25 protein-coding genes are annotated in these 25,673 nt (G+C 68.4%); 10 read left to right on the top strand and 15 right to left on the bottom strand.

Annotated features, from left to right (window positions below):
* The first annotated feature begins 92 nt into the window (after positions 1-92).
* Positions 93-311: a translation initiation factor IF-1 gene (gene infA / locus C516_RS0102965; RefSeq protein WP_026320895.1), complete on the top strand. Its 219-nt coding sequence runs from the start codon at positions 93-95 to the stop codon at positions 309-311.
* 82 nt (positions 312-393) lie between these two features.
* Here infA and clpA read toward each other — a convergent pair whose 3' ends face one another.
* From clpA to aceA, 3 genes are all read right to left on the bottom strand, one after another.
* Positions 394-2,667 carry an ATP-dependent Clp protease ATP-binding subunit ClpA gene (gene clpA, locus C516_RS0102970; protein ID WP_018716876.1) on the bottom strand — a complete coding sequence of 758 codons (2,274 nt, stop codon included), beginning with the start codon at positions 2,665-2,667 and terminating at the stop codon, positions 394-396.
* A gap of 101 nt (positions 2,668-2,768) precedes the next feature.
* Positions 2,769-3,089, bottom strand: a complete 321-nt coding sequence (gene clpS, locus C516_RS0102975; protein WP_018716877.1) for an ATP-dependent Clp protease adapter ClpS — start codon at positions 3,087-3,089, stop codon at positions 2,769-2,771.
* Positions 3,090-3,350: 261 nt separating this feature from the next.
* Positions 3,351-4,646: an isocitrate lyase gene (gene aceA, locus C516_RS0102980; RefSeq protein WP_018716878.1), complete on the bottom strand. Its 1,296-nt coding sequence runs from the start codon at positions 4,644-4,646 to the stop codon at positions 3,351-3,353.
* A gap of 425 nt (positions 4,647-5,071) precedes the next feature.
* On the opposite strand from aceA, the gene C516_RS0102985 reads away from it, so the two are divergent.
* From C516_RS0102985 to C516_RS0103015, 7 genes are all read left to right on the top strand, one after another.
* A complete protein-coding gene (locus tag C516_RS0102985; RefSeq protein ID WP_018716879.1) occupies positions 5,072-6,091 on the top strand; it encodes a LysR family transcriptional regulator in 1,020 nt (339 codons plus the stop codon).
* Positions 6,084-6,536, top strand: a complete 453-nt coding sequence (locus tag C516_RS0102990) for an NUDIX hydrolase (RefSeq protein WP_018716880.1) — start codon at positions 6,084-6,086, stop codon at positions 6,534-6,536. Before C516_RS0102985 ends, C516_RS0102990 begins: the two co-directional genes overlap by 8 nt.
* Before the next feature lie 59 nt (positions 6,537-6,595).
* Positions 6,596-7,714 (top strand): tRNA 2-thiouridine(34) synthase MnmA, encoded by a 1,119-nt coding sequence (gene mnmA, locus C516_RS18380; RefSeq protein ID WP_018716881.1) that lies wholly within the window; start codon positions 6,596-6,598, stop codon positions 7,712-7,714.
* Entirely contained in the window at positions 7,701-8,318 is a 618-nt protein-coding gene (hflD, locus tag C516_RS0103000) for a high frequency lysogenization protein HflD (protein WP_018716882.1), read from the top strand. The genes mnmA and hflD overlap by 14 nt, the downstream gene beginning before the upstream one ends.
* Positions 8,319-8,502: 184 nt before the next feature.
* Positions 8,503-11,256, top strand: a complete 2,754-nt coding sequence (gene acnA / locus C516_RS0103005; RefSeq protein ID WP_018716883.1) for an aconitate hydratase AcnA — start codon at positions 8,503-8,505, stop codon at positions 11,254-11,256.
* A gap of 70 nt (positions 11,257-11,326) precedes the next feature.
* Positions 11,327-12,292 (top strand): alpha/beta fold hydrolase, encoded by a 966-nt coding sequence (locus C516_RS20310; protein WP_084594054.1) that lies wholly within the window; start codon positions 11,327-11,329, stop codon positions 12,290-12,292.
* A 90-nt stretch (positions 12,293-12,382) separates the two neighbouring features.
* Positions 12,383-12,862 carry a hypothetical protein gene (locus tag C516_RS0103015; protein ID WP_018716885.1) on the top strand — a complete coding sequence of 160 codons (480 nt, stop codon included), beginning with the start codon at positions 12,383-12,385 and terminating at the stop codon, positions 12,860-12,862.
* Positions 12,863-12,870: 8 nt separating this feature from the next.
* On the opposite strand, the gene C516_RS0103020 is transcribed toward C516_RS0103015, so the two are convergent.
* The 5 genes from C516_RS0103020 to C516_RS0103040 form a co-directional block, all read right to left on the bottom strand.
* A complete protein-coding gene (locus tag C516_RS0103020) occupies positions 12,871-13,971 on the bottom strand; it encodes a GGDEF domain-containing protein (RefSeq protein WP_018716886.1) in 1,101 nt (366 codons plus the stop codon).
* Positions 13,972-13,992: 21 nt separating this feature from the next.
* On the bottom strand, positions 13,993-14,409 hold the full coding sequence (locus C516_RS0103025) for a DUF2721 domain-containing protein (protein ID WP_018716887.1): 417 nt from the start codon (positions 14,407-14,409) through the stop codon (positions 13,993-13,995).
* 57 nt (positions 14,410-14,466) lie between these two features.
* Positions 14,467-15,123, bottom strand: a complete 657-nt coding sequence (locus C516_RS0103030) for a hypothetical protein (RefSeq protein ID WP_018716888.1) — start codon at positions 15,121-15,123, stop codon at positions 14,467-14,469.
* 118 nt (positions 15,124-15,241) lie between these two features.
* Positions 15,242-15,646, bottom strand: coding sequence for a DnaJ family domain-containing protein (locus C516_RS0103035; protein WP_018716889.1), 405 nt, complete (start codon positions 15,644-15,646; stop codon positions 15,242-15,244).
* 73 nt (positions 15,647-15,719) lie between these two features.
* Positions 15,720-16,799, bottom strand: a complete 1,080-nt coding sequence (locus C516_RS0103040; RefSeq protein ID WP_040409193.1) for a PA0069 family radical SAM protein — start codon at positions 16,797-16,799, stop codon at positions 15,720-15,722.
* Between the two features lie 161 nt (positions 16,800-16,960).
* Here C516_RS0103040 and C516_RS18390 point away from each other — a divergent pair, with 161 nt between their 5' ends.
* Positions 16,961-17,569 (top strand): GNAT family N-acetyltransferase, encoded by a 609-nt coding sequence (locus tag C516_RS18390; RefSeq protein WP_018716891.1) that lies wholly within the window; start codon positions 16,961-16,963, stop codon positions 17,567-17,569.
* A 73-nt stretch (positions 17,570-17,642) separates the two neighbouring features.
* Here the strand turns inward: C516_RS18390 and C516_RS0103050 are convergent, their stop codons facing one another.
* From C516_RS0103050 to C516_RS18395, 6 genes are all read right to left on the bottom strand, one after another.
* Positions 17,643-18,338 (bottom strand): ABC transporter permease, encoded by a 696-nt coding sequence (locus tag C516_RS0103050; protein ID WP_018716892.1) that lies wholly within the window; start codon positions 18,336-18,338, stop codon positions 17,643-17,645.
* Positions 18,335-19,030 carry an ABC transporter permease gene (locus tag C516_RS0103055; protein ID WP_018716893.1) on the bottom strand — a complete coding sequence of 232 codons (696 nt, stop codon included), beginning with the start codon at positions 19,028-19,030 and terminating at the stop codon, positions 18,335-18,337. The genes C516_RS0103050 and C516_RS0103055 overlap by 4 nt, the downstream gene beginning before the upstream one ends.
* 54 nt (positions 19,031-19,084) lie before the next feature.
* Entirely contained in the window at positions 19,085-19,837 is a 753-nt protein-coding gene (locus C516_RS0103060) for an ABC transporter substrate-binding protein (protein ID WP_018716894.1), read from the bottom strand.
* 40 nt (positions 19,838-19,877) lie between these two features.
* Positions 19,878-20,651 (bottom strand): ABC transporter ATP-binding protein, encoded by a 774-nt coding sequence (locus tag C516_RS0103065; protein WP_018716895.1) that lies wholly within the window; start codon positions 20,649-20,651, stop codon positions 19,878-19,880.
* Positions 20,652-20,718: 67 nt separating this feature from the next.
* A complete protein-coding gene (locus C516_RS0103070; RefSeq protein WP_018716896.1) occupies positions 20,719-22,317 on the bottom strand; it encodes an ExeM/NucH family extracellular endonuclease in 1,599 nt (532 codons plus the stop codon).
* Complete coding sequence (locus C516_RS18395) at positions 22,314-24,221, bottom strand: cation:proton antiporter (RefSeq protein ID WP_018716897.1); 1,908 nt, start codon at positions 24,219-24,221, stop codon at positions 22,314-22,316. Before C516_RS18395 ends, C516_RS0103070 begins: the two co-directional genes overlap by 4 nt.
* A 93-nt stretch (positions 24,222-24,314) precedes the next feature.
* On the opposite strand from C516_RS18395, the gene C516_RS0103080 reads away from it, so the two are divergent.
* A complete protein-coding gene (locus C516_RS0103080; RefSeq protein WP_018716898.1) occupies positions 24,315-24,887 on the top strand; it encodes a 3'-5' exoribonuclease domain-containing protein in 573 nt (190 codons plus the stop codon).
* Positions 24,888-24,934: 47 nt separating this feature from the next.
* On the opposite strand, the gene C516_RS0103085 is transcribed toward C516_RS0103080, so the two are convergent.
* Positions 24,935-25,660, bottom strand: a complete 726-nt coding sequence (locus C516_RS0103085) for a DsbC family protein (RefSeq protein WP_018716899.1) — start codon at positions 25,658-25,660, stop codon at positions 24,935-24,937.
* Between the last annotated feature and the right edge of the window lie 13 nt (positions 25,661-25,673).

A 25,673-nucleotide genomic window follows, 5' to 3' on the forward strand; every position in this document is an offset into this window, starting at 1 on the left:
AGGCCCCGGATTCGCTAGCATTAGGGGTTTAGATCAGCTCCGATGGCGCACGTCCGCCCGGGGCGTTGTCGGGCAACAAGAGTAGAGGCTGAATGGCGAAAGAAGACAACATCCGGATGAACGGCACGGTAATCGACGTGCTCCCGAACACCATGTTCCGCGTCGAACTGGAGAACGGTCATCAGGTTACCGCGCATATCTCCGGTAAGATGCGAAAACACTACATCCGGATCCTGCGCGGCGACAAGGTAACGGTGGAACTCACCCCCTACGACCTCAACAAGGGACGTATCGTCTACCGCGCCCGCTGACCCGCCATCTCGCCGATCACCGCGGTCGCCGCCGGACAGGCTCCGGCGGCGACACCCTGTAAGGCGACTCCCCGTCGCCTGATTACTCCTCGACCACCGCCTCGCTGATCTCGAAGAGCAGCTCGTCGGTACCCTCGTCTGCGTCGATGGCGACGTGGCCACCGTTGGTGAGCCGGCCGAAGAGCAGCTCGTCCGCCAGCGGCCGCTTGATCCGGTCCTGGATGAGGCGGGCCATCGGCCGCGCGCCCATCTTCGGATCGTAGCCCTGGGTCGCAAGCCATCGCCGCCCGTTGTCGGTAACGTCCACGGTGACCTTCTTCTCCGCGAGCTGGTGACGCAGCTCCCGGATGAACTTCTCCGCCACCTGCTCGACCACAGCCGGGGCCAGCGGATTGAACTGGATCATCGCGTCCAGGCGGTTGCGGAACTCCGGCGTGAACGTCCGGCGGATCGCCTCCACGCCGTCGCTGGCATGATCCTGCGTGGTAAACCCGATGGATCGACGGCTCTGCTCCTCGGCCCCGGCGTTGGTGGTCATCACCAGGATCACGTTGCGGAAATCGGCATGACGGCCGTTGTTATCCGTGAGCGTACCGTGGTCCATGACCTGCAGCAGGAGGTTGAATACGTCCGGATGGGCCTTCTCGATCTCATCGAGGAGCACCACCGCGTGGGGGTGCTTGATCACCTCCTCGGTGAGCAGCCCGCCCTGGTCGAAGCCGACGTAGCCCGGGGGGGCACCGATCAGCCGCGAGACCGCGTGACGCTCCATGTACTCCGACATGTCGAAGCGCACCATGTGGATACCCATCTGCTCGGCGAGCTGGCGGGTGACCTCGGTCTTGCCCACGCCCGTCGGACCGGCGAAGAGGAACGAGCCCACCGGCTTGCCGGTGTCCCGCAGCCCGGCGCGTGAGGTCTTGATCGTCGCCGCCAGGGTATCGATGGCCTCGTCCTGGCCGTAGATATTGCGCTTGAGGTCCCGCTCCAGGTGCTCGAGCATCCGCATGTCGGAGTTCGAGACCCGCTTCGGGGGGATTCGGGCGATCTTGGCGATGATCGTCTCCACATCCGACGCTCCCACCGTCTTCTTGCGCCGCGACGGCGGCAGCAGCCGCAGGTTCGCGCCCGCCTCGTCGATTACGTCGATGGCCTTGTCCGGCAGACGCCGGTCGGTGATGTAGCGTGCGGACAGCTCCGCCGCCGCCTCCAGGGCCGGCTGGGTGTACTTCACCCCGTGGTGTGACTCGAAGCGGTCCTTGAGTCCGCGCAGGATCTGCACCGTCTCCTGGACCGTCGGCTCGGATACGTCGATCTTCTGGAAACGCCGGGCCAGGGCCCGGTCCTTCTCGAAGATGCTGCGGTACTCCTGATAGGTGGTCGAGCCAATGCACTTGAGCTCGCCGCTGGCGAGCATCGGCTTGATCAGGTTGGAGGCGTCCATCACGCCCCCGGAGGCCGCACCGGCACCAATGATGGTGTGGATCTCGTCGATGAACAGGATCGCGTGCTGCTCCTTGTGCAGCTGCGCGAGCAGCCCCTTGAGGCGTTTCTCGAAGTCACCGCGATACTTGGTACCCGCCACCAGGGCGCCGAGGTCCAGGGCATAGATCTTGGCGTCCTCGAGCACGCTGGGCACGTCGCCCTCGACGATAAGACGCGCCAGGCCCTCCGCTATCGCGGTCTTGCCGACACCCGCCTCGCCCACGAACAGCGGGTTGTTCTTGCGCCGCCGGCACAGCACCTGAATCGTGCGCTCGATCTCGTGACGCCGCCCGATCAGCGGGTCGATCTTGCCGCGGCGGGCACGGGCGTTGAGGTCGGTGGCGAAGCTCTCGAGCGGGGTCTTCTGGGACGATTCCTGCACGGTCTCCTCTTCGTCCTCCTTCGGCGAATCCGGCTCGCCGGCACCCTCCTCGCCCGGCACCTTGGAGATACCGTGGGCAATGTAGTTCACGGCGTCGAGCCGCGAGATGTTCTGCTTGTGCAGCAGATAGAGGGCCTGGGACTCCTGCTCGCTGAAGATCGCCACGAGCACGTTCGCCCCGGTGACCTCCTTGCGCCCGGAGGACTGCACGTGAAGGATCGCGCGCTGGAGTACGCGCTGGAAGCCCAGCGTCGGCTGGGTCTCGCGGGTATCCTCCGGCGGCAGCAGCGGCGTGGTCTCGTCCAGGAAGGCCTCCAGCTCGTCGCGGAGCTGGTCGAGATCGGCACCACAGGCCCGCAGCACCTCGAGCGCCGCCGGGTTATCCGTCAGTGCCAGCAGCAGGTGCTCCACCGTAAGGAATTCGTGCCGCTTGTCCCTCGCCTCCTTGAAGGCGAGGTTCAGGGTAAACTCAAGTTCTTTGCTCAACATGCGCCCTCACCCGATTGCCCTCGTGCCAGGGCCTGGCTTTGCCGTGGCGAAAAAGCCGGTACTCGATCGGTTGGACCGGGCACTCGGCACGCGGTTCCCATTCAGGCCGGTTCCATGGTGCACATCAATGGGTGTTCGTGGGTCCGGGCATAGTCCATTACCTGCTCGACCTTGGTCTCCGCGATATCCCGACTGTACACCCCACAGATGCCTTTGCCCCGTGTATGTACGTGTAGCATGACCTGCGTGGCCTGACTGCGATCCATGCGGAAGAACGTCTGCAGCACCTCGACCACGAAGTCCATGGGGGTGTAGTCGTCGTTGAGGAGCACGACCCGGTAGAGGGGCGGCCGCTTGAGCTTCGGGCGCGCCTCCTCGACCGAGACGTCTCCTTCCTTGCGCGGATCGTTCGGCTCACTCATCGATATTCATGCCTGCCTTTCTGGTCGAGTGATATGGGCCCTGAGGGTCGATTTTAAAAGGTCCCGGCGGGGTAACCAACGCCGACGCAAGCCGCAGGTAGGCGCTGAGCCTATATTAACGCGATCAATGGGCGCGGCTGTCCCCGGCCGCCATGCACCTCGCAATGGCGCGACGGGCATTGGTCATACGATAACAGGGACGAAAAAAAGCCCGGTGCCTGACCGGCACCGGGCCCCGTTCGGGCAGCTCGCCGCCGCGGTCTACTTCGCCGCGGTCTTGAACTGCTCCTCCTCGGTCGATCCGGTCATGGCCGTCACGGAGGAGGTGCCGCCCTGGATCACCTGGGTGACCAGGTCGAAGTAGCCGGCACCCACCTCGCGCTGGTGGCGCGTGGCGGTGTAGCCGTCCTTCTCGGAGGCGAACTCCGCCTCCTGGAGCTCCGAATAGGCCTCCATCTGACGCTCCTTGTAGCCCTTGGCAAGGGTGAACATGGAGTAGTTCAGGCTGTGGAAGCCGGCCAGCGTGATGAACTGGAACTTGTAGCCCATCGCCGCGAGCTCGTTCTGGTACTTGCGGATGGTCGCCTCGTCGAGGTTGCCCCGCCAGTTGAACGACGGCGAGCAGTTGTACGCCAGCAGCTGGTCCGGGTACTCCTTGCGGATCGCCTCGGCGAAACGCTTGGCGAAGCCGAGGTCCGGCTTGCCGGTCTCGCACCAGATCAGGTCGGCGTACGGGGCGTACGCGAGACCGCGGGCGATCGCCTGTTCCTCGCCGGCGCGGGTGCGATAGAAGCCCTCCGCGGTACGCTCACCGGTGATGTAGGCGTGGTCGCGCTCATCGATGTCGGAGGTGATCAGGTCCGCCGCCAGGGCGTCGGTGCGGGCCACCACCAGGGTCGGCACGCCCATCACGTCCGCCGCGAAACGCGCGGCCACCAGCTTCTGCTCGGCCTCCTGGGTCGGCACGAGCACCTTCCCGCCCATGTGGCCGCACTTCTTGACCGCCGCGAGCTGGTCCTCGAAGTGCACACCGGCGGCGCCCGCGCGGATCATGCTCTTCATCAGCTCGAAGGCGTTGAGCACGCCGCCGAAGCCGGCCTCCGCGTCCGCCACGATCGGCGCGAGCCAGTCGACACTGTCATCGCCCTCGGCGGTGGTGATCTGGTCGGCGCGCAGCAGCGCGTTGTTGATCCGCTGCACCACGGACGGCACGGAGTTCACCGGGTACAGGGACTGGTCGGGGTACATGGTCTCGCCGAGGTTGGCGTCCGCCGCCACCTGCCAGCCGGAGAGGTAGATCGCCTTGAGACCGGCCTTGACCTGCTGCATGGCCTGGTTGCCGGTCATCGCACCCAGCGCGTTGACGTAGTCGTCGTCCTGCTGGATCAGGTTCCAGAGCTTCTCCGAACCCAGGCGGGCCAGGGTATGCTCGATCTGCACGGAGCCGCGCAGTCGCACCACGTCTTCGGCGCTGTACGGACGGGTAATGCCCTTCCAGCGCGGATTCTCCGCCCACTCGCGCTCGAGTTCGCGGATCGCAGTCTGTTTGTCACTCATCTGTCTTCGCCTCCCGTTGACGGGGCCTTCGCAGGCCCCTGCAAGTACAGGTCGTCAGCTTCGTGTCTCCGGGGGATACGGCGTCCTGACCGGCGTCTGGCCGGTACGATCTGGCCATGGGACGCTTTAGACTGTGCGCCTCTCATCGATCGACACGGACGCCTCCCGAAGACGGACGGCCCTGCCGCCCGCGCCGGATCCCGGCCCGGGCGACTCTCCACCTGGGGCCATGTCGGCACGCCACCGTGTGGTCGTGCCTCAAGCCCGTCGGCCCCTGGTGGCACCGGCATCCCGCGCCTCAATCTTTAGCCCCACGGCCCGGGATGCTGATCTGGAGCATAATGCCGCGACGCAACATTTGACAACCCTATTTCAACAATATTCAATATTGGAAATTCCAATCATTATGCTCGCGAGGTATCAACGTGGCGGATGAGCCGGACAGCATCGGGCGCATCTATTACAAGCACAACCGCATCAAGCAGCTACGCGCGTTCTGCTTTGCCGCCCAGTCCGGCAGTATCTCCAAGGCGGCGGAACGGCTGTTTCTCAGCCAGCCCTCGGTATCGCTGCAGATCCAGGCGCTGGAGCGGGAGCTCGCGATAACCCTGTTCGAGCGCCGTGGCCCACGGATACGGCTGACGCCGGACGGAGAGACGCTCTACGAGCTCGCACAGCCGCTGGTGGAGGGCGTCGACGCCCTGCCCGAGCGTTTCGCCGCACGCAGCCAGAGCCTGCACGCCGGACGGCTCGACATCGCCGCCGGCGAGAGCACCACGCTCTATATCCTCCCGGACCTGATCCGGCGGTTCATGGCGCAGTACCCCGAGGTCCACGTCAAGCTCCACAACCTCCAGGGCCGGGAGCTCTGCCAGGCCATCCGCCAGGACGAGGTGGACTTCGCCGTGGGCTCCATGCTCGACCTCCCGGACGACATCAATTACCGCGCGGTCTACTCCTACGGCCTGTCGCTGATCACGCCGCTGGATCACCCCCTCGCCCAGAAGTCGGTCATCAGCCTCGAGGACTTGGCGGACGGCGAGCTGATCGTCCCCCCCAGGCAGCTGACGACCTGGCGACTGATCAACCTGGTGTTCCAACAGCACAGCGTGCCCTATCACGTCCGCCTGGAGGTCGGCGGCTGGGAGATCATCAAGCGCTACGTGGAGCTCGGCTTCGGTATCGCCATCGCGAGCAATATCTGCCTCACCGGCGAGGAGGCCATCGCCGTACGCCCGCTGCCGGACATCTTTCCCCGCCGCACCTACGGCGTGATGACGCGCCGGGGCAAGTTCCTCTCGGCCCAGGCGCGGCGCTTCATCGAGCTGATGAAACCGGACTTCTTCGCCGGCGAGAGCGCGCTGCGCGCGAACCCCGCCCCCGCGGTCAGCGAGAACGTTTTCGTCTCCGCGGACGACCTGGAGGCGCCGCCCCACAATGACTGAACGCTGGCATCCCCACGTCACCGTGGCCGCCGTCATCGCCGACGGCGACCGTTTCCTGTTCGTCGAGGAGTCCGTGGACGGCAGCATGCGGCTGAACCAGCCCGCCGGCCACCTCGAGCCCGGAGAAGGTCTGGTCGATGCCGTGCGCCGTGAGACCCTGGAGGAGACCGCGCGGGTCATCGAGCCTACGGGCATCGTCGGCATCTACCGCTGGCGCCACCCGGAGCGGGACCGGACCTTTCTGCGCACGACGTTCGCCGCCCGGGTCGTCAGTCACGATCGCGATCGGGCCCTCGACCCAGACATCCACCGCACGGTGTGGCTCACCGCCGGCGAGGTTACCGCGGCACGTGAGCGCTGGCGCAGCCCCATGGTCGGCCGCTGTGTCGAGGATTACCTGCGCGGCGCGCTCCACCCCCTGGAACTCCTCAGCGACCTGGCATAGGTGCCGGCCGGCGCCCGGGGCGGTGGTCAGCGGCAGTGCCGGGTTAGTAAGATCCCCAGATGACTTCCGAGCGCATCATCGTCGGCCTCTCCGGGGGCGTGGACTCCGCGGTCGCGGCACTGACCCTGCTCGAGCAGGGGCACCGCGTCGAGGGACTGTTCATGAAGAACTGGGAGGACGACGACACCGATACCCACTGCACCGCCGCCGAGGACCTCGCCGATGCCGCGCAGGTCTGCGACGAGCTCGGCATCCCGCTGCATCAGGCCAACTTCGCCGCCGCCTACCGCGAAGAGGTCTTCGCCCACTGCCTGCGCGAGTACCGCGCCGGGCGCACCCCTAACCCGGACATCCTGTGCAACCAGCGGATCAAGTTCCGGGCGTTCCTCGATCACGCACGCCGGCTCGGTGCCGACCGCGTCGCCACCGGGCACTACGCCGGCATCGGCGAGGCGAACGGACGCCATACGCTCCTGCGCGCGGCCGACCGCAACAAGGATCAGAGCTACTTCCTGTACACGCTGGATCAGGAACGCCTCGCCGCCGCCGTCTTTCCCCTAGCGGGGATGACCAAGCCGGACGTTCGCGAGCGCGCCGAGGCCGCCGGTTTCGACAACTTCGACAAGAAGGACAGCACCGGGATCTGCTTCATCGGCGAGCGCGATTTCCGCGCCTTCCTGGCCCGTTACATCGCCACCGACCCCGGCGACATCGTCACGCCGGACGGCGAGGTCGTCGGCCGCCACCAGGGCCTGGCCTTCTACACGCTTGGCCAGCGCCGCGGCCTCGCCCTTGGCGGGCGCGCCGGGCACGGCGACGGGGCCTGGTACGTGGTCGACAAGGACATGACCGGCAACCGGCTGATCGTCGGCCAGGGCCACGACCACCCGCTGCTGCTCAGCACCGGCCTGCGTGCCGGCGAGCTCTGCTGGGTGGACGGGGAAGGCCCGGCGGGACCGCTGCGGTGCACCGCCAGGACCCGCTACCGCCAGCCCGACCAGCCCTGTCGCCTGACCCCGGAAGGCGACACCGTCCGTGTCACCTTCGAGACACCGCAGCGCGCGGTGGTGCCCGGGCAGTCCGCGGTCTTCTACGACGGTGAGCGCTGCCTGGGCGGCGGCATCATCCAGGAACGCCTCGCCGGCAACACCCCGGAGGTCGTGCGTGGCGTCGCGTGAAATGGATCAGGTGCTGGCCCTTGCCGGGATTCTCCAGGCCCTGGAGCAGGTACGCGCCATAGCCGCCCACGGCCACGCTGACCCCAGGCGGATGGAGCCCTGCCTGCGGGGCCTGCTCGGCACGATGGATGGGGGCGTGGCGGATCTCTACGGCGGCCGCGAGGCCCTCTATCCGGGCCTGCGCCTGCTCGTCGAACAGCTCAGCGCACCCCGCGAGGCCCAGCTCACCCGCTATCTCGTCACCGTCCTGCATCTCGAGCGCCGGCTCTCCAGCGACCGCCGGCGCTTCCCCCGGGTCGTCTCCGGACTGCGCACCGCGGCGGAACAGGCGAGCTATTTCGGCTCGGTGCGCCACGACAACGTCCTCCACAATCTGGGCGATCTATACTCCGAGACGGTGAGCACGCTGCGGCCCCGGATCATGGTCCAGGGCGAGCGCGCGCACCTGGAGGACGGCCGCAACGCCGCGGCGATACGCGCCCTGCTGCTCAGTGCGTTACGCGCCGCCGCATTGTGGCGTCAGACCGGCGGCAGCCGCTGGCGGCTGGTCTGCTCCCGTCACCGCCTCATTGAGCGCGCGCGCGAGGCCCTGGCGACCACCTGAGCGCGCACGGGTGTGTCGCCGATGGCGCTACCGCACTGCCACATCAATACTTTCCTCGTGTATCATAGCCTGCGCTTTGAGCTAGCACATCCAATGGACACGCAGTGCATCACCGCCCGGCAACGGCAGGGAGACAAGGCCGAAGCCGCGGGGCTGACTGCCCGCACTCGCACTGGGAGGTAAAATGAGCAACAGCTTCAATACAAAATCCACGCTGGAGGTCGGCGGGAAAACCTACGACATCCACAGCCTCGACGCCCTCAAGGGTCAGCACGACGTCGACCGCCTCCCCTACTCGCTGAAGATCCTCCTCGAGAACCTGCTGCGCAAGGAAGACGGCGAGGCGGTCACCGCCGATCACGTCCGGTCCGTGCTCAACTGGCAGGCGAAGGCGGAGCCGTCCGACCAGATCGCCTTCACGCCCGCACGCGTGGTGCTCCAGGACTTCACCGGCGTCCCTGCGGTGGTGGACCTCGCGGCGATGCGCGATGCGATGCAGGAGCTGGGCGGTGACCCGAACCTGATTAACCCGCTGGAGCCGGTGGACCTGGTGGTGGACCACTCGGTGATGGTCGATCACTTCGGCAAGCCGGATTCCCTCGATCTCAACACCAAGATCGAGTTCAAGCGCAACGAGGAGCGTTACAAGTTCCTGCGCTGGGGCCAGAAGGCGTTCTCGAACTTCCGTGTGGTGCCGCCGGGCACCGGCATCGTCCATCAGGTCAACCTCGAGTACCTGGCCAAGGGCGTGATGACCAAGGAGGAGAACGGCCGCACCCTCGCCTACCCGGACACCCTGGTGGGCACGGACTCCCACACCACCATGATCAACGGCCTCGGCGTGCTCGGCTGGGGCGTCGGCGGCATCGAGGCGGAAGCGGCGATGCTTGGCCAGCCGATCACGATGCTCATCCCGCAGGTCATCGGCTTCAAGCTCAACGGCTCGCTCCGCGAGGGCGCCACCGCCACCGACCTGGTGCTCACGGTCACCCAGATGCTCCGGCAGAAGGGCGTGGTCGGCAAGTTCGTCGAGTTCTACGGCGACGGCCTGGACAACCTGCCCCTGGCGGACCGGGCGACCATCGGCAACATGGCCCCGGAGTACGGCGCGACCTGCGGCATCTTCCCCATCGACGCCGAGACCATCCGCTACATGGAGCTCTCCGGGCGCGACGCCGAGACCGTCGAGCTGGTCAAGGCCTATTCCAAGGCCCAGGGCCTGTGGCGCGAGACCGGTGCCCGCGAGGCCGACTACTCGGATACCCTGGAGCTGGATCTCGGCGACGTCGTGCCGAGCATCGCCGGCCCCAAGCGTCCCCAGGACCGCATCGCCCTCACCGACGCGAAGAGCGCCTTCCTCGATACGCTGGAGAACGAGCTCGAGGCCCACGACGCGATGCCGGCGAACGGCGACGTCGCCCGCTTCGAGGGTGAGGGCGGCCACGCCGCACCGGGCAACGAGAACTGGCACGAGGCCGGCGCGGTCGAGTTCGAGCTCGACGGCGAGAAGCACTGGCTCAAGCATGGCGACGTGGTGATCGCCGCGATCACCTCCTGCACCAATACCTCCAACCCCGCGGTCCTGGTCGCCGCCGGCCTGGTGGCCAAGAAGGCGCACGAGCTCGGTCTCACGACGAAGCCCTGGGTGAAGACCTCCCTCGCCCCCGGTTCCCAGGTCGTGCCGGCCTACCTCAAGGATGCCGGGCTGATGCCGCACCTCGAGGCGCTGGGCTTCAACGTGGTCGGCTTCGGCTGCACCACCTGCATCGGCAACTCCGGCCCGCTGCCCGAGCCGATCCAGAACGCCATCCGCGAGGGCGACCTGGTCGTCTCCTCCGTGCTCTCGGGCAACCGCAACTTCGAGGGCCGGATCCACCAGGACGTGCGTACCAACTACCTCGCCTCGCCGCCGCTGGTCGTCGCCTACGCCCTCGCCGGCTCCATGGCCAAGGACCTCGACCGCGAGCCACTGGGTCAGGACAAGGACGGCAACGACGTCTATCTCAAGGACATCTGGCCGTCCCAGCGCGAGATCTCCGAGCTCATCGAGAGCAAGATCAACTCGACCATGTACCGCGACAAGTACGCCGACGTGTTCGCGGGTTCCGAGACCTGGCAGAAGCTCCCGGTGCCGGAGGGTCAGATCTACGAGTGGCCGGAGTCGACCTACGTCAAGAACCCGCCCTACTTCGAGGGCATGGCCATGCAGCCCGCCGGTCTCGGCGACATCAGCGGCGCGCGCTGCCTGGTCAAGGTCGGCGACTCCATCACCACCGACCACATCTCCCCGGCCGGTGCGATCAAACCGGACAGCCCGGCGGGCAAGTACCTCCAGGAGCAGGGGGTGGTGCCGGCGGACTTCAACAGCTACGGCTCCCGCCGCGGCAACCACGAGGTGATGATGCGCGGCACGTTCGCCAACGTGCGGCTGAAGAACCAGCTCGCCCCGGGCACCGAGGGCAGCTGGACCACCTTCTTCCCCACGGACGAGCGCACCAGCATCTACGACGCCGCCATGCGCTACAAGGAGGCGGACACCCCGCTGGTCGTGCTTGCCGGCAAGGAATACGGAACCGGCTCCAGCCGTGACTGGGCGGCCAAGGGCACGCGCCTGCTCGGCGTGCAGGCGGTCATTGCCGAGGGCTATGAGCGTATCCACCGCTCCAACCTGGTCGGCTTCGGCGTCCTGCCGCTGCAGTTCAAGCAGGGCGACAGTGCCGACAGCCTCGGCCTCACCGGCGAGGAGGTCTTCGACATCGCCAGCGTCGAGAACGAGCCGGAGACCGTGAAGGTCACCGCCCGCGGCGCCGACGGCAAGACCACGGAGTTCGAGGTGGACGTGCGCATCGACACGCCCACCGAGTGGGAGTATTACCGCAACGGCGGCATCCTCCACTACGTGCTTCGCCAGCTCGCCGAGAACGGTCACGCGGCCTGACCCGGCCGGGTAAGGCATGACGTGACGACCAGGCCCGGCCCTCCGCGGAGGTCCGGGCCTTTTCCTTGTCATGAAGACAGCGAACGCTCGCGCCCTGCCCATGGCCTCGCTGGAACGCCGCCTGCTCGCCGGCGAATTCCTGGGGCATGTCCTGCTCGTGGTGCTGCTGCTTGGCGCCGGCGTCCACTGGCCGGTGGCCATCGCCGTGGCGATCTCTCTGGCGCTCGCCGGTCGCGCGGGCTATGTCGCTTTCTCCCGCACCCTCGCCCGCACGCTGGATGACCGTCCCGCGCCGCGCACCGGGCTCGCCGCCGGGCTTCGCGCCGGCGTTGGCGAGTGGCTCGCGCTCACGTTCACCCACAGCGTCCTCCAGCCGTTCTGCGCCGGATTGCTCCTCAGGTGCCGCTGGCCGTCACCCGGCGACCGCGACGAGCCGGCCGTGGTCCTCGTGCACGGCTACTGCGCCACGGCCACCTACTGGCTACCCATGTTCCTGCGCCTGCGCCGCCGGGGCCTGGCGGTGGTGCCGCCGCCGACCCTGGAGCCGGCGTTCGGAGGCATCGACGAACAGGCCGACGCCCTCGGCGCGCACCTGCGCGACGTCCGGGCCCGGTATCCCGGGAGGCCCGTCGTGCTTGTTGGTCACAGCATGGGCGGACTGACCGCCCGCGCCTGTCTCGCCGCCGGCGGCGGCGACGCCGTTATCGGCATGGTGACGCTGGGCACGCCCCACGGGGGCACCCGTCTGGCCCGGTTCGGCCCCGGGAAGAACGCCCGCCAGATGCGCCCCGGTAGCGCCTGGCTGGCGGAACTGGAGCGCGTGGCACCGCCGGGCGCCCTGCCCCTGACCGCGGTCGCGGCGAGCCACGACGAGCTCGTCAGCCCCTGGCGTAGCGCACTGCCCGCAGGCGCGTGCGCCCACCGGATCGTGCCGAGCGGTCACCTCGCACTCGGCTGGCAACGCGCGAGCGCGGACGCGGTCTCGGAGGCAGTGTCCGCCGCTCGTCGGCGGCCGGAGTCACCGTCGCCAAGGTGATCACAGAACACGAATCCGTAGGCCGCGGTCGCCGGCCGGGACGCTAGACTTCAGGACCCGGGCCACGCCATGCAGTGACGGAGGCGGACTATGGGATTCCTGCATCAGCTTCGCGAGGAGCAGGCGGCTATCCGCGAGCGGCTCGACGCCCTGGAGCGCGGCCTCGCGGCCTTTCACGCCGCCGACCATCCGGACGCCCGCGCCCTGCACGATGACACCCTTGCGCTGGTTCAGGCGCTACTCCCGCATCACGTGCACGAGACCCAGGCCCTTGCCCGCTGTCTGGCCGCCCATGAAGGGAACGGCCGTGCCGAGGCCCTCCGGCGCGCGGCGGAGCGGGTCCTGGAGTGCGGTCAGGCGCTGCTCGAGCAGCTCGAGGATATCGAGGAGGACATCGTCATCCCCCGCGACCGGCTCCCGACTCTCGGCGAGCGATTCATCACCGTGACCCGGGAGCAGCTACGCCGGGAGGAGCAGGAACTGCTGGACGCGGCGGAGGACACCCTGAGCGCCGGCGAGTGGCGGCGCCTGGCGAAGAGCCATACCGGCGCCACCGCGGACCGTGGCTGAACGCCCGGTCAGGCGCCGCCGGGGGTAACGACCCGGTCGCCGCCCGCCTCGTGGGCAGCGTCCGCGGCAGCGCGGGCCCGTCCGATGAGCGTCCACGTGTCGTCGTCGTCCTTCAGCGAGGCGACGCCGACGGACGCAGACAGCCGGATCGTGGGCGCGAGGTCCTGGAAACGGCAGCCGCTAACGCGCTGGCACAGCGTCTCCGCCCACTCCAGCGCCTCCGATTCGGCGACGTCCGGGAGCGCGACGAGAAACTCCTCACCGCCGTACCGGCCGACGGTGTCGATCGCACGCAGCTTGTCGCGCAGCGCGTCCGCGACACGCCGGAGCACCACGTCGCCGGTATCGTGCCCGTACTCCCGGTTGATCGCCTTGAAGCCGTCCAGATCCACCATTACCACGGACAGCGGTTGTCCCAGGCGCAGCCCCCGGCGGACCTCCTCGGCGACCGCGTTGATGACCGTAGGGCGGTTGCTCAGTCCCGTGAGCGGGTCGAGGACACTCAGGTCATGGGCCCGTTCGCGGGCGCGCTGAAGCTCGATCTGCTGGCGCTTGAGCTGCCGCCTCAGCCCGTCCACGTAGCCGGCAAAAAAGCCGCCGCAGGGCACCATCACGGCCAGTGCGATCAGCTGCAGGACCTCTTCGCGGGGATCGATCGCCCATGGCCGGGTGTGCATGAGCAGCGCCACCACCGCGCCGTAACACCCCATCGCCAGCACGCCCACGGTCGTGAACTGCCAGTTGCGCAGGCGGAAGACCCCGAACATCAGCAGGATCAGGTAAAGCAGCAGCAGCGCTCCGCGCGCCCCAGACACATAGTAGAGGCTGAGGGTCATGAACACGCAGGCCGCCACCATCTGCACGCCGGTGATACTCGGATCGCGCAGACGTTCGTTACGGCCGCTGCGCAGTATCGCGTAGATCACCGCGTTAAAGACCAGGATCCCGGCGGAGATGCCCAGCCACGGACGCCAGTCGAGCAGCCCCTGATGGACGTACAGCCCCTTGACCCCGATGGCGGTGGCGTAGACCAGACCGGCCATCAGGAAGCGCTTCACGCGAAGGCGCTGGAAAGGATCGTGATCGGGGATCACACCAAGCGTCGTCATCACCGCCACCTCTAGGGCCCGTCAGCCGTCATCCGACCGTACGGGCTCATCCGATTCCAGGTCCCCGAGCTGGACGTTAAGCGCGTCTATGGAGATCCAGATCTCGCGTAGCGACAGCCCCAGCGAGACCATCATCGCGCACAGGCTCACCCCGAACGCGATCTTTGCAGGTCCCGGCTGTGCGGCGAAGATCAGAAACATGCACAGCACGCACAGGAACAGGCTCGTCACCCCCGCGACCTGCATGTGCCGGATCAGCATCACCCGCCGCCGCAGGTTATCGATCTGCCGGCGTACGCTGTGGCTCTGCTCGCTGCGATAACGTGCCTGCAGCTCCCGAATGAGGGCCGCAAGGCCGAGGAACCGGTTCGTATAAGCGAGCAGAAGCAGCGAAATGGCGGGAAACAGGAGGGATGGCGTGGCCAGGGAGAGTTCCATGGGGCCAACTATACCCCCGGCCGCCGCCCGCGGACAGCGGCCGGGAAACGCCGGTGGCTACTGGCCGCCGCCCTGGGGCTGGCCGCTGCCACCCCCCTTCTTCTGGGCCGCCGCCGCATCACGCATGCGCTTACGCAGATCACGCTGGGCCGCGTTGTACTGCTTGATGAGGTCCTCGGTGTTCGGGTCCTCTTTCTTCATGGCCGCCAGGAGTTCATCGCGGAACTTTTTCTGGGACGCCTGGATATCCTCGTTCGACAGCGCCTTGCGCCGGGCCTCGAGGAGCGCCTCGCGCTTCTTGCGGTACTCCTTGGTCAGGGCCTTCTGCTCCTCGCCCTTGACGTCGCCGGCGCGCAGCTTCTTCGCGATCTCGCGCAGCCGCGCGACATCCTTCTTGGGATCGACGCCGCTGGAGCGAATGGAGTCGTTGACCGACTGCCGGAGCGCATCCCGCTGCTTGGCGAGGTCCGGATTGTTCTTGATCGCGGACTGGCGGATCTTGGAGAGCTTCTGGCTGAGCTTGCGGACCTTGAGCCGCGACTCGACCAGCTTGCCGCCCTGCTGGGCCGCCTTCTGCTGGGCCGCCTGGCCGCCCCCGTTACCCTCGCCATTGCCGTTCTGCTGGGCCATGGCCGGGGCGGTCACCGCCAGTGCGCCGGCGAGCAGACCGACGATCAGGCCCTGGCGGGTGGTGAAGCGCTTCGATTTCAGCATAGTGCTCTTAGCCTCGTTTGCGGATGTCCGGTAAGGCACCGTCCGCGTGCATCTGTGAAACCCGATCACGGCGCCGCGCGCCGAGGCAGAGACACTAGCAATGCCCCGCACCTTCCTGTCAATCGCCGCCGTCTCCGGGGGTATGCCGCGCACGTGCCATGTGCTCGGCGAGGCGCGACTGGTAAGCGGGGTCCGCCCACAGGGGCGCGGTACCTCCGCGTTGCGCCTCGACCTGCTGGCGCAGGGCCGTCAGCCGCCGCCTCGCCTCGCGCGCCGTCGGCGTGTGGGCATCGTCGACGTGTGCGAGCAGCTCCTCGAGCTGGTTGATCTCGCGACGTCGCTCGAGCTCCGGCGGCAGGCAGTTCGCGTTGCGCAGCACGCGGTAGGCCATACGCAGGTGCTCCGGCATCAGCGGGTCGTCGTCCAGCGGCAACGCCCCGCCGGCGCCGGGCAGTCCCTCGAACTCGCCACGGGCCTGCGCCTCGCGCATGCGCTGCTCGGCAAGCTGTTCCATCGGGTCCATGCGTGTTCCTCCCGCATCGCGACGATGCCCGGCGACCACCTTAGCGGAGTTGCAGCCCACCGGCGACCCCGCTTCAGCCAAACAGGTCGAACTGCCCGTCCTCACGCGGCGGGCGAAAGGCGGCACAATCGAGCACCGGGCCGCCGCCGTCGAGGCCCAGGCGTCGCGCGGCGACACGGAAACGCGCAGCGATGACGTCGGCATGCGCCCCAGTCCCGCGCATCCGCGAGCCGAAGCGCGAATCGTTGCTGGACCCGCCGCGCATCTGCTGCACGAGGCTGAGCACATGTGCCGCGCGGTCCGGATAGTGGGCCTCGAGCCATTCCGTGAACAGCCCTTCCACCTCCCGGGGCAGGCGCAGCAGCACGTAGGCCGCCGATACCGCGCCGGCGTCGCTGCTCTGCGCGAGCACCGATTCCATCTCGGCGTCGTTCAGCGCCGGGATCACCGGCGCGAAGAGCACTCCTGCCGGGATCCCCGCCTCGGTGAGCGCCGTCAGGGTCCGGAGGCGGCGTTGTGGTGCCGCCGCCCGTGGCTCCATCCGCCGCCCGAGGTCGCGGTCCAGTGTCGTGATGGACAGATGCACGGACACGAGGTTCCGTCCCGCCATCTCCGCGAGGATGTCCAGATCGCGCTCAACCAGGGCCGACTTGGTCACGATCACCACCGGGTGGCGGGCCTCGGCCAGCACCTCCAGGACGCCCCGGGTGATCCCCAGCCGACGTTCCGCCGGCTGGTACGGGTCCGTGTTGGCGCCGAGGGCCATGGGCGCGGGAGTGTAGCCCCGCTGCGCCAGCGTCCGCCGCAGCAGCGCGGGCGCGTCCCGCTTGGCCAGGACCCGCGTTTCGAAGTCCAGTCCCGGCGACATGTCCAGGTAGGCGTGGGTGGGGCGCGCATAGCAGTACGGACAGCCATGCTCGCAGCCCTTGTAGGGATTCACGGAACGATCGAAGGGGATGTCCGGCGATGTGTTCCAGCTCACCACCGAGCGGCTGGGATCGTCGAGGATCCGGGTCGGAAGCCGCTGCGGCGGCGGTTCGGCGCTGTCCCACCCGTCGTCGAACACCTCGCTCTGCCAGGCACTGAAGCGGGAAGCGCGGTTGGTGAAGCTCCCCCGTCCCTTGAGCGGTCCATCCGTGCGGTGCGCCGGCATGATCGCCTCCATTCGGTTCCGGCCCGTAGCTGGCCATACGTTCACGGTGACCCTAAACTCCGCGTCGTCGCCCGACTGGCGCGGCGCCGACAACTGTTCTCCATAGGTTCTCATACCCGGGGGCTCCGCACCACGGGTCCGGCTGACGAGACGACTCGACCATGTCCGACACCTTTCACCGCCGCTTCGACCCGGCCAACGGGCGCTTCACCTCCCGCGTGCACTGCCTGGAAATGCGCTCGCCGCCGCAACGCGGGCCGGGACCGGTGCCGGTCGGGACGAGCATCGCGGAATGGCCGGCCCCGGCCCTTGTCGATTACCTGGCGCTGTTCCACCGCGTCGGCGATCCCTGGCTCTGGTACGGCCGGCTGGAGGCGACGGCGGCGGAGATCGGGGCCTACCTGCAGGCACCGAGCACCACCATCCTGCGCCTGACCGTGGACGGCGAGGCCGCCGGGCTGGTGGAGCTCGACGCCCGCGATAGGGAGGCCGGGAGCGTGGAGATTGCCTACTGTGGTCTCGCGCCCGGTCAGACCGGTCGGGGGCTGGGCGGGCTGCTCCTGCGCACCGCCGTCGCGCGTGCCTGGTCGGAGCCCTGGGTCCGGCGGGTATGGCTGCACACCTGCAGCGAGGATCACCCGGACGCGCTGGCGGTCTACCAGCGCGTCGGCTTCCGGGTCTTCGACACCTATGACGAATGGGTCGCCGACCCCCGGCTGCGGGGACTCGTACCCCGTGAGGCGGGTCCCCACGTGCCGATCCCGGCATGAGCAGCCCTCGGCCGGCGGCCGCGCCGGTGCGACCGTGCAGGCGCCCTCACAATCGATAGTACCGCTGAGAAGACTAATGACCGGTGCGGGGCCGGAGGTGGCGGTTGAGGCGCCGCTCGACGAGGCGGAAGCCGCCGAGGATGAGGAAGGTGATCAGCACGTAGAGCACGCCCGCGGCCAGGAAGATCTCCAGTGGCGTATACGTCCGCGCGATGATGGTGCGGGCCATGCCGGTCAGATCAAGCAGCGTGATCGTGCTCGCCAGCGCACTGCCCTTGAGCATCAGGATGACCTCGTTGCTGTAGGCCGGCAGCGCGATCCGGAAGGCCCGTGGCAATACGATCCGCCGCCAGGTCACGACCCGGCCCATACCCAGCGCGCGTGCCGCCTCGACCTCGCCTTCCGGCACCGCCTGGATCGCCCCGCGCAGGATCTCCGCGGTATAGGCGGACGTGTTGAAGGTGAACGCGATGATCGCGCACCAGTAGGCCTGGCTGAGCACCGGCCAGAGCAGCGAATCCCGGACCCATGGCGACTGCCCGAGCCCGTAGTAGACCAGGAAGATCTGCACCAGCAGCGGCGTGCCGCGGAAGAAATAGATATACACCCACGGGAAGGCGCGCACGGAGGCAAAGCGTGAGCACCGTACGATCGCCATGGGCACCGCGATGGCGAGCCCCAGAACGCCGGAGACGAGCACGAGCTCGAGTGTCAGCCAGGCCCCGTGCAGAAGCTGCGGCAGGTTTTCCAGAATGACCGACCATCTCATGACGACAGCGTCCGCATTCCGTGGCTAGTGTGGCGTTCGAGCGTGTGTATCACCAGCGTCGCCACCGCCGTAAGGCCCAGGTAGATCAGTGCCGCGGCGAGGTAGAACGTGAACGGTTCCTTGGTGTAACCGACCGCCAGGGCCGTCTCGCGCATGAGGTCCTCGATCCCGATCACCGACACCAGCGCCGTGTCCTTGAGCAGTGACATGAATATATTGCCCACCGCCGGCAGGGCCACGCGCCAGACCTGGGGCAGGACGATGCGCCGGAATATACGGCGGCGTCCGAGCCCGAGGGCGAGCCCGGCCTCGACGTGGCCGCGGGGAATGGTGTGCAGCGCGCCGCGGAACACCTCGGTCAGGTAGGCACCGTAGTTGAAGGCGAGCGCGACCACGCCGGCCGCGAAGGCCGAGAGCTCGACATAGCCGTTGTGGCCGAACCATCCGGCCGCGGTGGTGAGCAGGCGTGCCGAGCCGAAATAGACCAGCAGGATGACCAGCAGCTCCGGCAGGCCGCGGACCATGCCGGTGTAGAGGTTAGCCAGCCATCTCAGCGGCGCGACCGGTGCCTCCTTGGCGAGGGCGCCGAGCAGGCCCAGCACGACGGCCACCGCCATCGCGTACACGGCCACCTGGGTGGTTACCCACGCGCCGGCGGCAAGCTGGGCGCCGAATCCCTGCAGTTCAGGCATCAAGGGGGTCCCAAGCAGCTGCCCGGGCCGCCGCCGGCGGCCCGGGGCGTCGGATCAGTAGATATCGAACGGGAAGTACTTCTCGTTGATACGCTGGTACGTCCCGTCCTCACGGATGGCCTTGATGGCGTCGCTGAAGCGATCCGCGAGCTCGGTGTTCCCCTTCTGCACCGCGATCGCGATCTTGTCGTCGTCGTAGACCGGATCGCCCTTGAACTCGTAGGCCGAACCATCCTTCGAGTTCAACCACTCCCAGCTCACGTACTTGTCCGCGAGGATCGCATCGAGGCGCCCGGAGGCGAGGTCCAGGAACGCGTTCTCCTGGGTGTCGTAGCGCTTGATATCGACACTGTCGCCGAGATTGTCGGCGAGCCACTGGGCAGCGATGGTCGCACGCTGGGCGCCGATGGTCATGCCTTCCAGGTCCGCCGTCGGGTCGAAGTCGCTGTCCTTCGGCGCGATGAACTGGAGCTTGTTGGAGTAGTACGGCGCACTGAAGGTGACCGCTTCCTGGCGCTCCGGGGTGATGGACATGGACGCGATGATGGCGTCGTACTTACCGTTGATCAGGCCCGGGATGATGCCGTCCCAGTCCTGGGTGACGAGCTTGCAGTCTGCCTCCATCTCCTCGCAGAGCGCGCGGGCGATATCGACGTCGAAGCCCTTCACCTCACCGGACTCGTCGATGAAGTTGAAGGGGGGGTATGCGCCCTCGGTGGCGATGCGGATGGTATCCCCCGCGTGGGCGGCGGTACCGGCGAGGCCCGCCGCGAGGGCGGCAGTAACGATCAGCTGTTTGATTCTCATAGTGCTGGCTCCTTGTGCTGCGGCCCGCGCGGGGCGTCCGCTAGAGATGACTCGCCAGAAACTCCCGGCAGCGCGGGGATTCCGGCGACTCGAAGACCTTCGACGGCGGGCCCTGCTCCTCGATGCGGCCCTCGTGGAGGAAGACCACCTGGGTGGAGACATCCCGTGCAAAACGCATCTCGTGGGTAACGATGAGCATGGTCCGCCCCTCCTCCGCCAGATCGCGGATCACGGCGAGCACCTCCGTAACCAGTTCGGGGTCCAGCGCCGAGGTGGGCTCGTCGAAGAGGATCACCCGGGGGTGCATGGCCAGGGTCCGGGCGATGGCGGCACGTTGCTGCTGGCCACCGGAGAGGAACGCCGGATAGCCGTCGCGCTTGTCGGCCAGGCCGACCTTTTCCAGCAGCGACTCGGCGTCCGCGATCGCGCGGTCCCGGGAGTACCCCAGGACCTGGCGAGGGGCCTCGATGACGTTCTCCAGGATCGTCATGTGGGGCCAGAGGTTGAAGTTCTGGAACACGAAGCCCACGCCGGCGCGCAGCCGGGTGATCTGCTGCTGGTCGGCGGCGACGAGGGTGCCGTCCCGTGCCCGTCGCAACGCGAGGGACTCGCCGTCGAAGATGATCTCGCCCTCGTTGGGCGGCTCGAGCAGGTTGATGCAACGCAGCAGCGTGCTCTTGCCGGAGCCGCTGGAGCCGATCAGCGTGATGACGTCGCCGGAGCCGGCGCGCAGATCGATACCGCGCAGCACCTCGAGCCCGCCGAAGCGTTTGTGGATGTTGCGCACCTCCAGCGCCGCGCTGGTCTCGTTCATATTCGCGTCATGCCCCCCGATTTGCGGTGAAAGAGTACCAATGCCTCCGCGGTCTGACCATGGGGAATCAGCGCGGCGGGAACAGATCCACCAGCAGCGGGTCGTGGTCGCTGCTTCGCCATGGGCCCCGCCCCGCGGCCACCGGCGGCTCATCGGCGTTGATGTGCCACAGGCGCACGCCGCGTACCGACTCTGCCAACCCCGGGGTCGCCAGGGCATGATCCAGCAGGCCGGCACGACCACGATAGACATAGCTATAGCGTTGCCCCGGCGGGATGTGGCGCACCGCGAGCGCCTGCAGCCGGCGTCCGCCGGCGAGGACGCGTAGCGGCGGCTCGCCCGGATAGGTATTGAAATCACCGAGGACGAGAGCGCGGTCGCCCCCCGCCAGGCCGTGCAGCCAGACGCTCAGCGCCCTCGCCTGGCGTGTGCGTCGCCGCGCCCAGCAGCCCGCCCCCCGATCCACGTCCCCTTCGGCCGGACAGCCGCCGCGGGACTTGAAATGCACGCTGACCACCCACGCCCGCCGGCCTCGAGCGTCGCGCAGGCGCGCCGCCACGGGGGCACGGTTGTGGGTACGGTCCTGGTCGAGGACCACGCGCTCGACGGAGAACCGCGAGGGCCGGTAAAGCAGCGCGTTGCGCAGTACCGCGCCGCCCCGGTCGCGCCCGGCAGCCGCGGACCGGTAATGGCGTGCCCCGGGCAGGCTGCGGTTGAGCGCCGCGACCAGCCGACGGACCGCCGCCGGGCGGTTCTCGATCTCCTGCAGGGCGAGCACATCGGCGTCGAGCGCGGTCAGCGCGGCGACCAGCCGTCGTTGCTGGGCTCGGAAGGACGCCGCCGTCGGCGCCCCCCGGCCGCCCCGGGTAATGAAATAGTTTTCCAGGTTCAGGCTCGCGACGCGCCATGCCCCCCGCCGCCCCGGTGCGCGGGCGCGCGGGTTACCGGCGGCGAAGCGCGGCGGCTCCACCGGATGAATGCGCCAGGCGCCGAACGCCCGATCGAGTATCCCCGTGACCGCATACACCCGGTCGCCGGCGCGCCGGGTGCCGTTGCCGTCCAGATACGGGACGGGACGCGGATCCCGGGTATAGCGCCCGTCATCGAGCAGCACCCCGGCGGGCAGCCCCCGCTTGCCGCCCGACGAATGGAGACGCCTCCCCACGGCCAGGCGGAGGCTGCCGTAACGCCCGAGATCATGGTTGCCCGTGACCACGAGCGGGCCGTCCAGGCGCACCAGGGTATCTTCCAGCATGGTCAGCCGCCCGGTGGCCGCGGGTAGCTCGAGCGCAACCGGTGCAAGCGTTGCACGCCCGCAGCGCTCGATGCGCTGGACCCATTCCAGCTGGAAACGCCCGTGGTAACGCCCGCTCCGCGCACTCACACGCACCCGCGTCCCCGCCGGCGGCAGCTCTGCTGCGGTCCGGTCCGGGGCATAGACGAAAACGCCCGCCGGCTCGGACCCTGTGGCCTGGACGTACAGACCGCCAAGGGCGTTGTCACCGCCGAAGTTCGCCGCCACGACCCCGTGGACGGCGACGGCGTCGCCCTCCGGCGGCGGTGCCTCCCTCAGGGCGGCCGGCGAGACGGCGGCGTCACTGCAGTCGGCGCCGGCCACCGCCGGGAGCAGCAGCGCGAGGACGGCGGCGAACGCGGCCGCCCTCATCCCTCGTCCCCGTCCGTGCCGGCATCCCGCGGCAGGCTGCCGGCCGGCGCCTGATTCCGCCGGGTCATGGCTTCGTCCTCGGTATGCCGCCCCCGGGCCGGACGGCGAGCCTGCTGGGCCCGAGGGGACATGAATGCCAGCACCACGTCACCGCGTTCCGGAGCGAGCGCCCGACCGGCCTCGCGCAGACGCAGGCCGCCATCGGCGCGTACCGCGATCATCGGCATGGTGTCGTCGCCGAGACCCGCGAAATACTCGCCCGCGCGGTAGTTGCGGGTGATCCGGGTACGCTGCAGGCGCCAGCCCTGGTAGTAACGCTGCTGAAGGACCTCGTAGCGGGCCTCGCGCCCGTAGAGCGGGCGCCCCGTGAGCGGACGCTGGATCTGGCGCGGGTGGTCCTCGGCGTCCGTGGGCAACTGGAAAACGTGCTCACGCCCGAGATCGCGGGTGTAGCGGCTGCATACCAGGGCGTTATAGGCGTCATTGTCCGTTGCCGCGACGAGATAGCCGATATCCGCCAGGTCGAGACTCTGCTCCGCCGTCTCGGAGAGGACCTCGCCGTAGAAATACGGGATGGACGCCAGGCGCACCGCCCGCAGGCGGTGCCAGGACTGGTCGCAGATGATCACGTAGACACCGAGCTCACGGAGCCGGATCGCCAGCGCGACGCTCCACGGCGAGGCCCCGACGATCATCAACCCGTGGCGGTCCCGGGACGCGAGTCCCAGACGCAGGGCCACCGTGCGGATGGAAAAACCATGGAGGATCACGGTCACCAGCACCAGCAGGAAAACCAGTGGTGTAAGCGCCCGCGCCTCCGGATAGCCCGCAGCGGCCATCTCCGGGGCGAACACGCCGGCCACCGCGGCGGCGACGATCCCGCGGGGAGCGATCCACGCCACCAAGGCGCGTTCACCACGGGTCATCGGGGTACCCTGGGTTGCAAGCCAGATCGCCACCGGGCGCACCACGAATACGACCGCGAGAAGCAGCGCCACCGCCCGCCCGTCGATCATCGCGAGCATGGCGGTATCCACGTCCGCGGACAGCAGGATGAATACCGTGGAAACCAGCAGGACAGCGAGGTACTCCTTGAAACGGCGGACCTCCTGGATGTCCGCGAGCCCGGAGTTGCCCAGGACCATGCCCATGACCGTGGCGGCCAGCAGCCCGGCCTCCGCCTGCACCGCGTTGGCGCCGGCGTATACCACGAGCACGCTCACCAGCAGCACCGGCGGTTTCAGGAACTCCGCCACCTGCCCGCGCAGGAACAGCGCCACCATGCCGCGGGCGGCCAGATAGCCACCGCCGGCCCCGACCAGCGCACCGCCAATGAGGCGCCAGACGATCTCCAGCGTGGCGCTCGGGGCCTGGACAGTGACGAAGAACTGGAAGACCAGCACCGCAAGCATCGCGCCCAGCGGGTCGTTGATGATGCCCTCCCACTTCAGATAGGAGGCCGGGCGGCGGCGCAGCGCCGCGTGGCGCAGCAGCGGCATGATCACGGTTGGCCCGGTGACCACGATGATCGCACCGAATACCAGCGCGACCGGCCATGGCAGCCCGCCGATGTAGTGGGCGGCCAGACTGCCGAGCAGCCAGTTCAGGGGCAGTGCCGGGAACAGCAGCCGGCGGACGCCGCTGCGTGCCTCACGGAACTCGTGCCAGCGCAGGCTAAGTCCGCCCTCGAAGAGAATTACCGCGACGCACAGCCGGATCACCGGGTGCACGAGCTCCCCGAGATCGCGGCTGGGCACCAGCCAGCCGGTCACCGGTCCGGCGACCACGCCGAAGATACAGAGCACCACGATGGCCGGCCACTGGAGCCGCCACGCGAGCCACTGGGCCCCCACGCCCAGTACGGCGATGACCACGAGCACGTCGGTGAGATGGGATTCGGGCATACACGTCCCCGCACCGGCTGGCAAAATGGCCGCGGAGCATAGCAGAGGGTCCACACCGCGGCGACCCTCGATGTCACCGTCCCGGAGGTGCTCATGGCCCGCACCGAGATCTACTGCTCGACGGACATCGAGACCGACGGCCCCGCTCCGGGGGTGCACAGCATGCTCTCCTTCGGTACCGCCGCCTACACCGCGGACGGGACGCTCCTGGCGACCTACTCGGCGAACCTCGTGCGGCTAGCGGACGCCGTCGAGCACCCGGACACGATGGCCTGGTGGCGGACGCAGCCGGAGGCCTGGGCCGCATGCCGGGCCGAACCGCAACCGCCGGAGACGGTGATGCCCGGCTACGCCGCGTGGCTGAAGGCGCTTCCCGGGCGGCCCGTTTTCGTGGGCTACCCGGCGAGCTTCGATTTCGCCTTCGTCAATCACTACCTGCACCGCTTCCACGGCAGCAACCCATTCGGTTTCGCCGCGCTCGACATCAAGAGCTACGCGATGGCGGTGCTCGGCGAGACCTTCACGCGCACCACTCGCGCGCGCATGCCGGCGCACTGGTTCGCGGACCTGCCCCACACCCACGTGGCGCTGGACGACGCCATCGAGCAGGGGACGCTGTTCTGCAACCTGCTCGCCGCCGGTGACCCCGCCTCGCCCCGTGAGTGACGATCGCCCCGCTCCCGTGGCGCCCGGCGTGCCGCCGCGGGACCGCCTCACCGGGCATCGCTGCCGGACTGCAGCAGGGCCGCAAGCTCGTCCGGGGAGCGGTAGCCGGTGACCAGCCGCCCGGTATCGGTCACGAACGTCGGCGTCCCCTGGACGTCGAAGGCCCGCGCCAGGCGCAGGTCGGCGTCCACGGGGTTGTCGCACTGGCGCTCCGGGACGTGCCTGCCCTGCTTGGCGCGGGTCAGTGCCCGGTGCCGGTCGTCGGCGCACCAGACGCTCACCGCCTTGTCGTAGGACGCACCATTGCGGCCCGCCCGGGGCATGAACACGTAGCGTACTCGGATCCCGCGGGCGAGGTAGTCGCGGATATGGCGGTGGAAACGCCGGCAGTAGGGACAATCGATGTCGGTGAATACCGTGACCTCGTGACGCACCTCTCCCCGGGGCTCGTAGACGATCATGCGCGATTCGCCCAGGTCGTTGAGCCGCTGCAGACGCAGCTCCCGGCGGATGTCCTCGGTGAGCGAATGCCCGCTGTTCACGTCCACGAGCTCCCCGTCCAGGAGGTAGCCGCCGTCGGCGGTCACGTAGACGACGCGGCCGCCGAGCACGGCGGCGTAGAGGCCGTCGACCGGTGTCTCCTCGACCCGGGTGACGGTGGCGTCCGGCGCCAGCGCCCGCACGGCGTCGCGCACCTGCTGCTCCGGCGTTTCCGCCGTGGCCGTGGACACGGCCAGCAGGCCGCAGAGGATCAGTGCGATGGAACGGGGCATGGTGCCATCCGGG

The organism is Arhodomonas aquaeolei DSM 8974, assembly GCF_000374645.1.
GTDB lineage: Bacteria > Pseudomonadota > Gammaproteobacteria > Nitrococcales > Nitrococcaceae > Arhodomonas > Arhodomonas aquaeolei.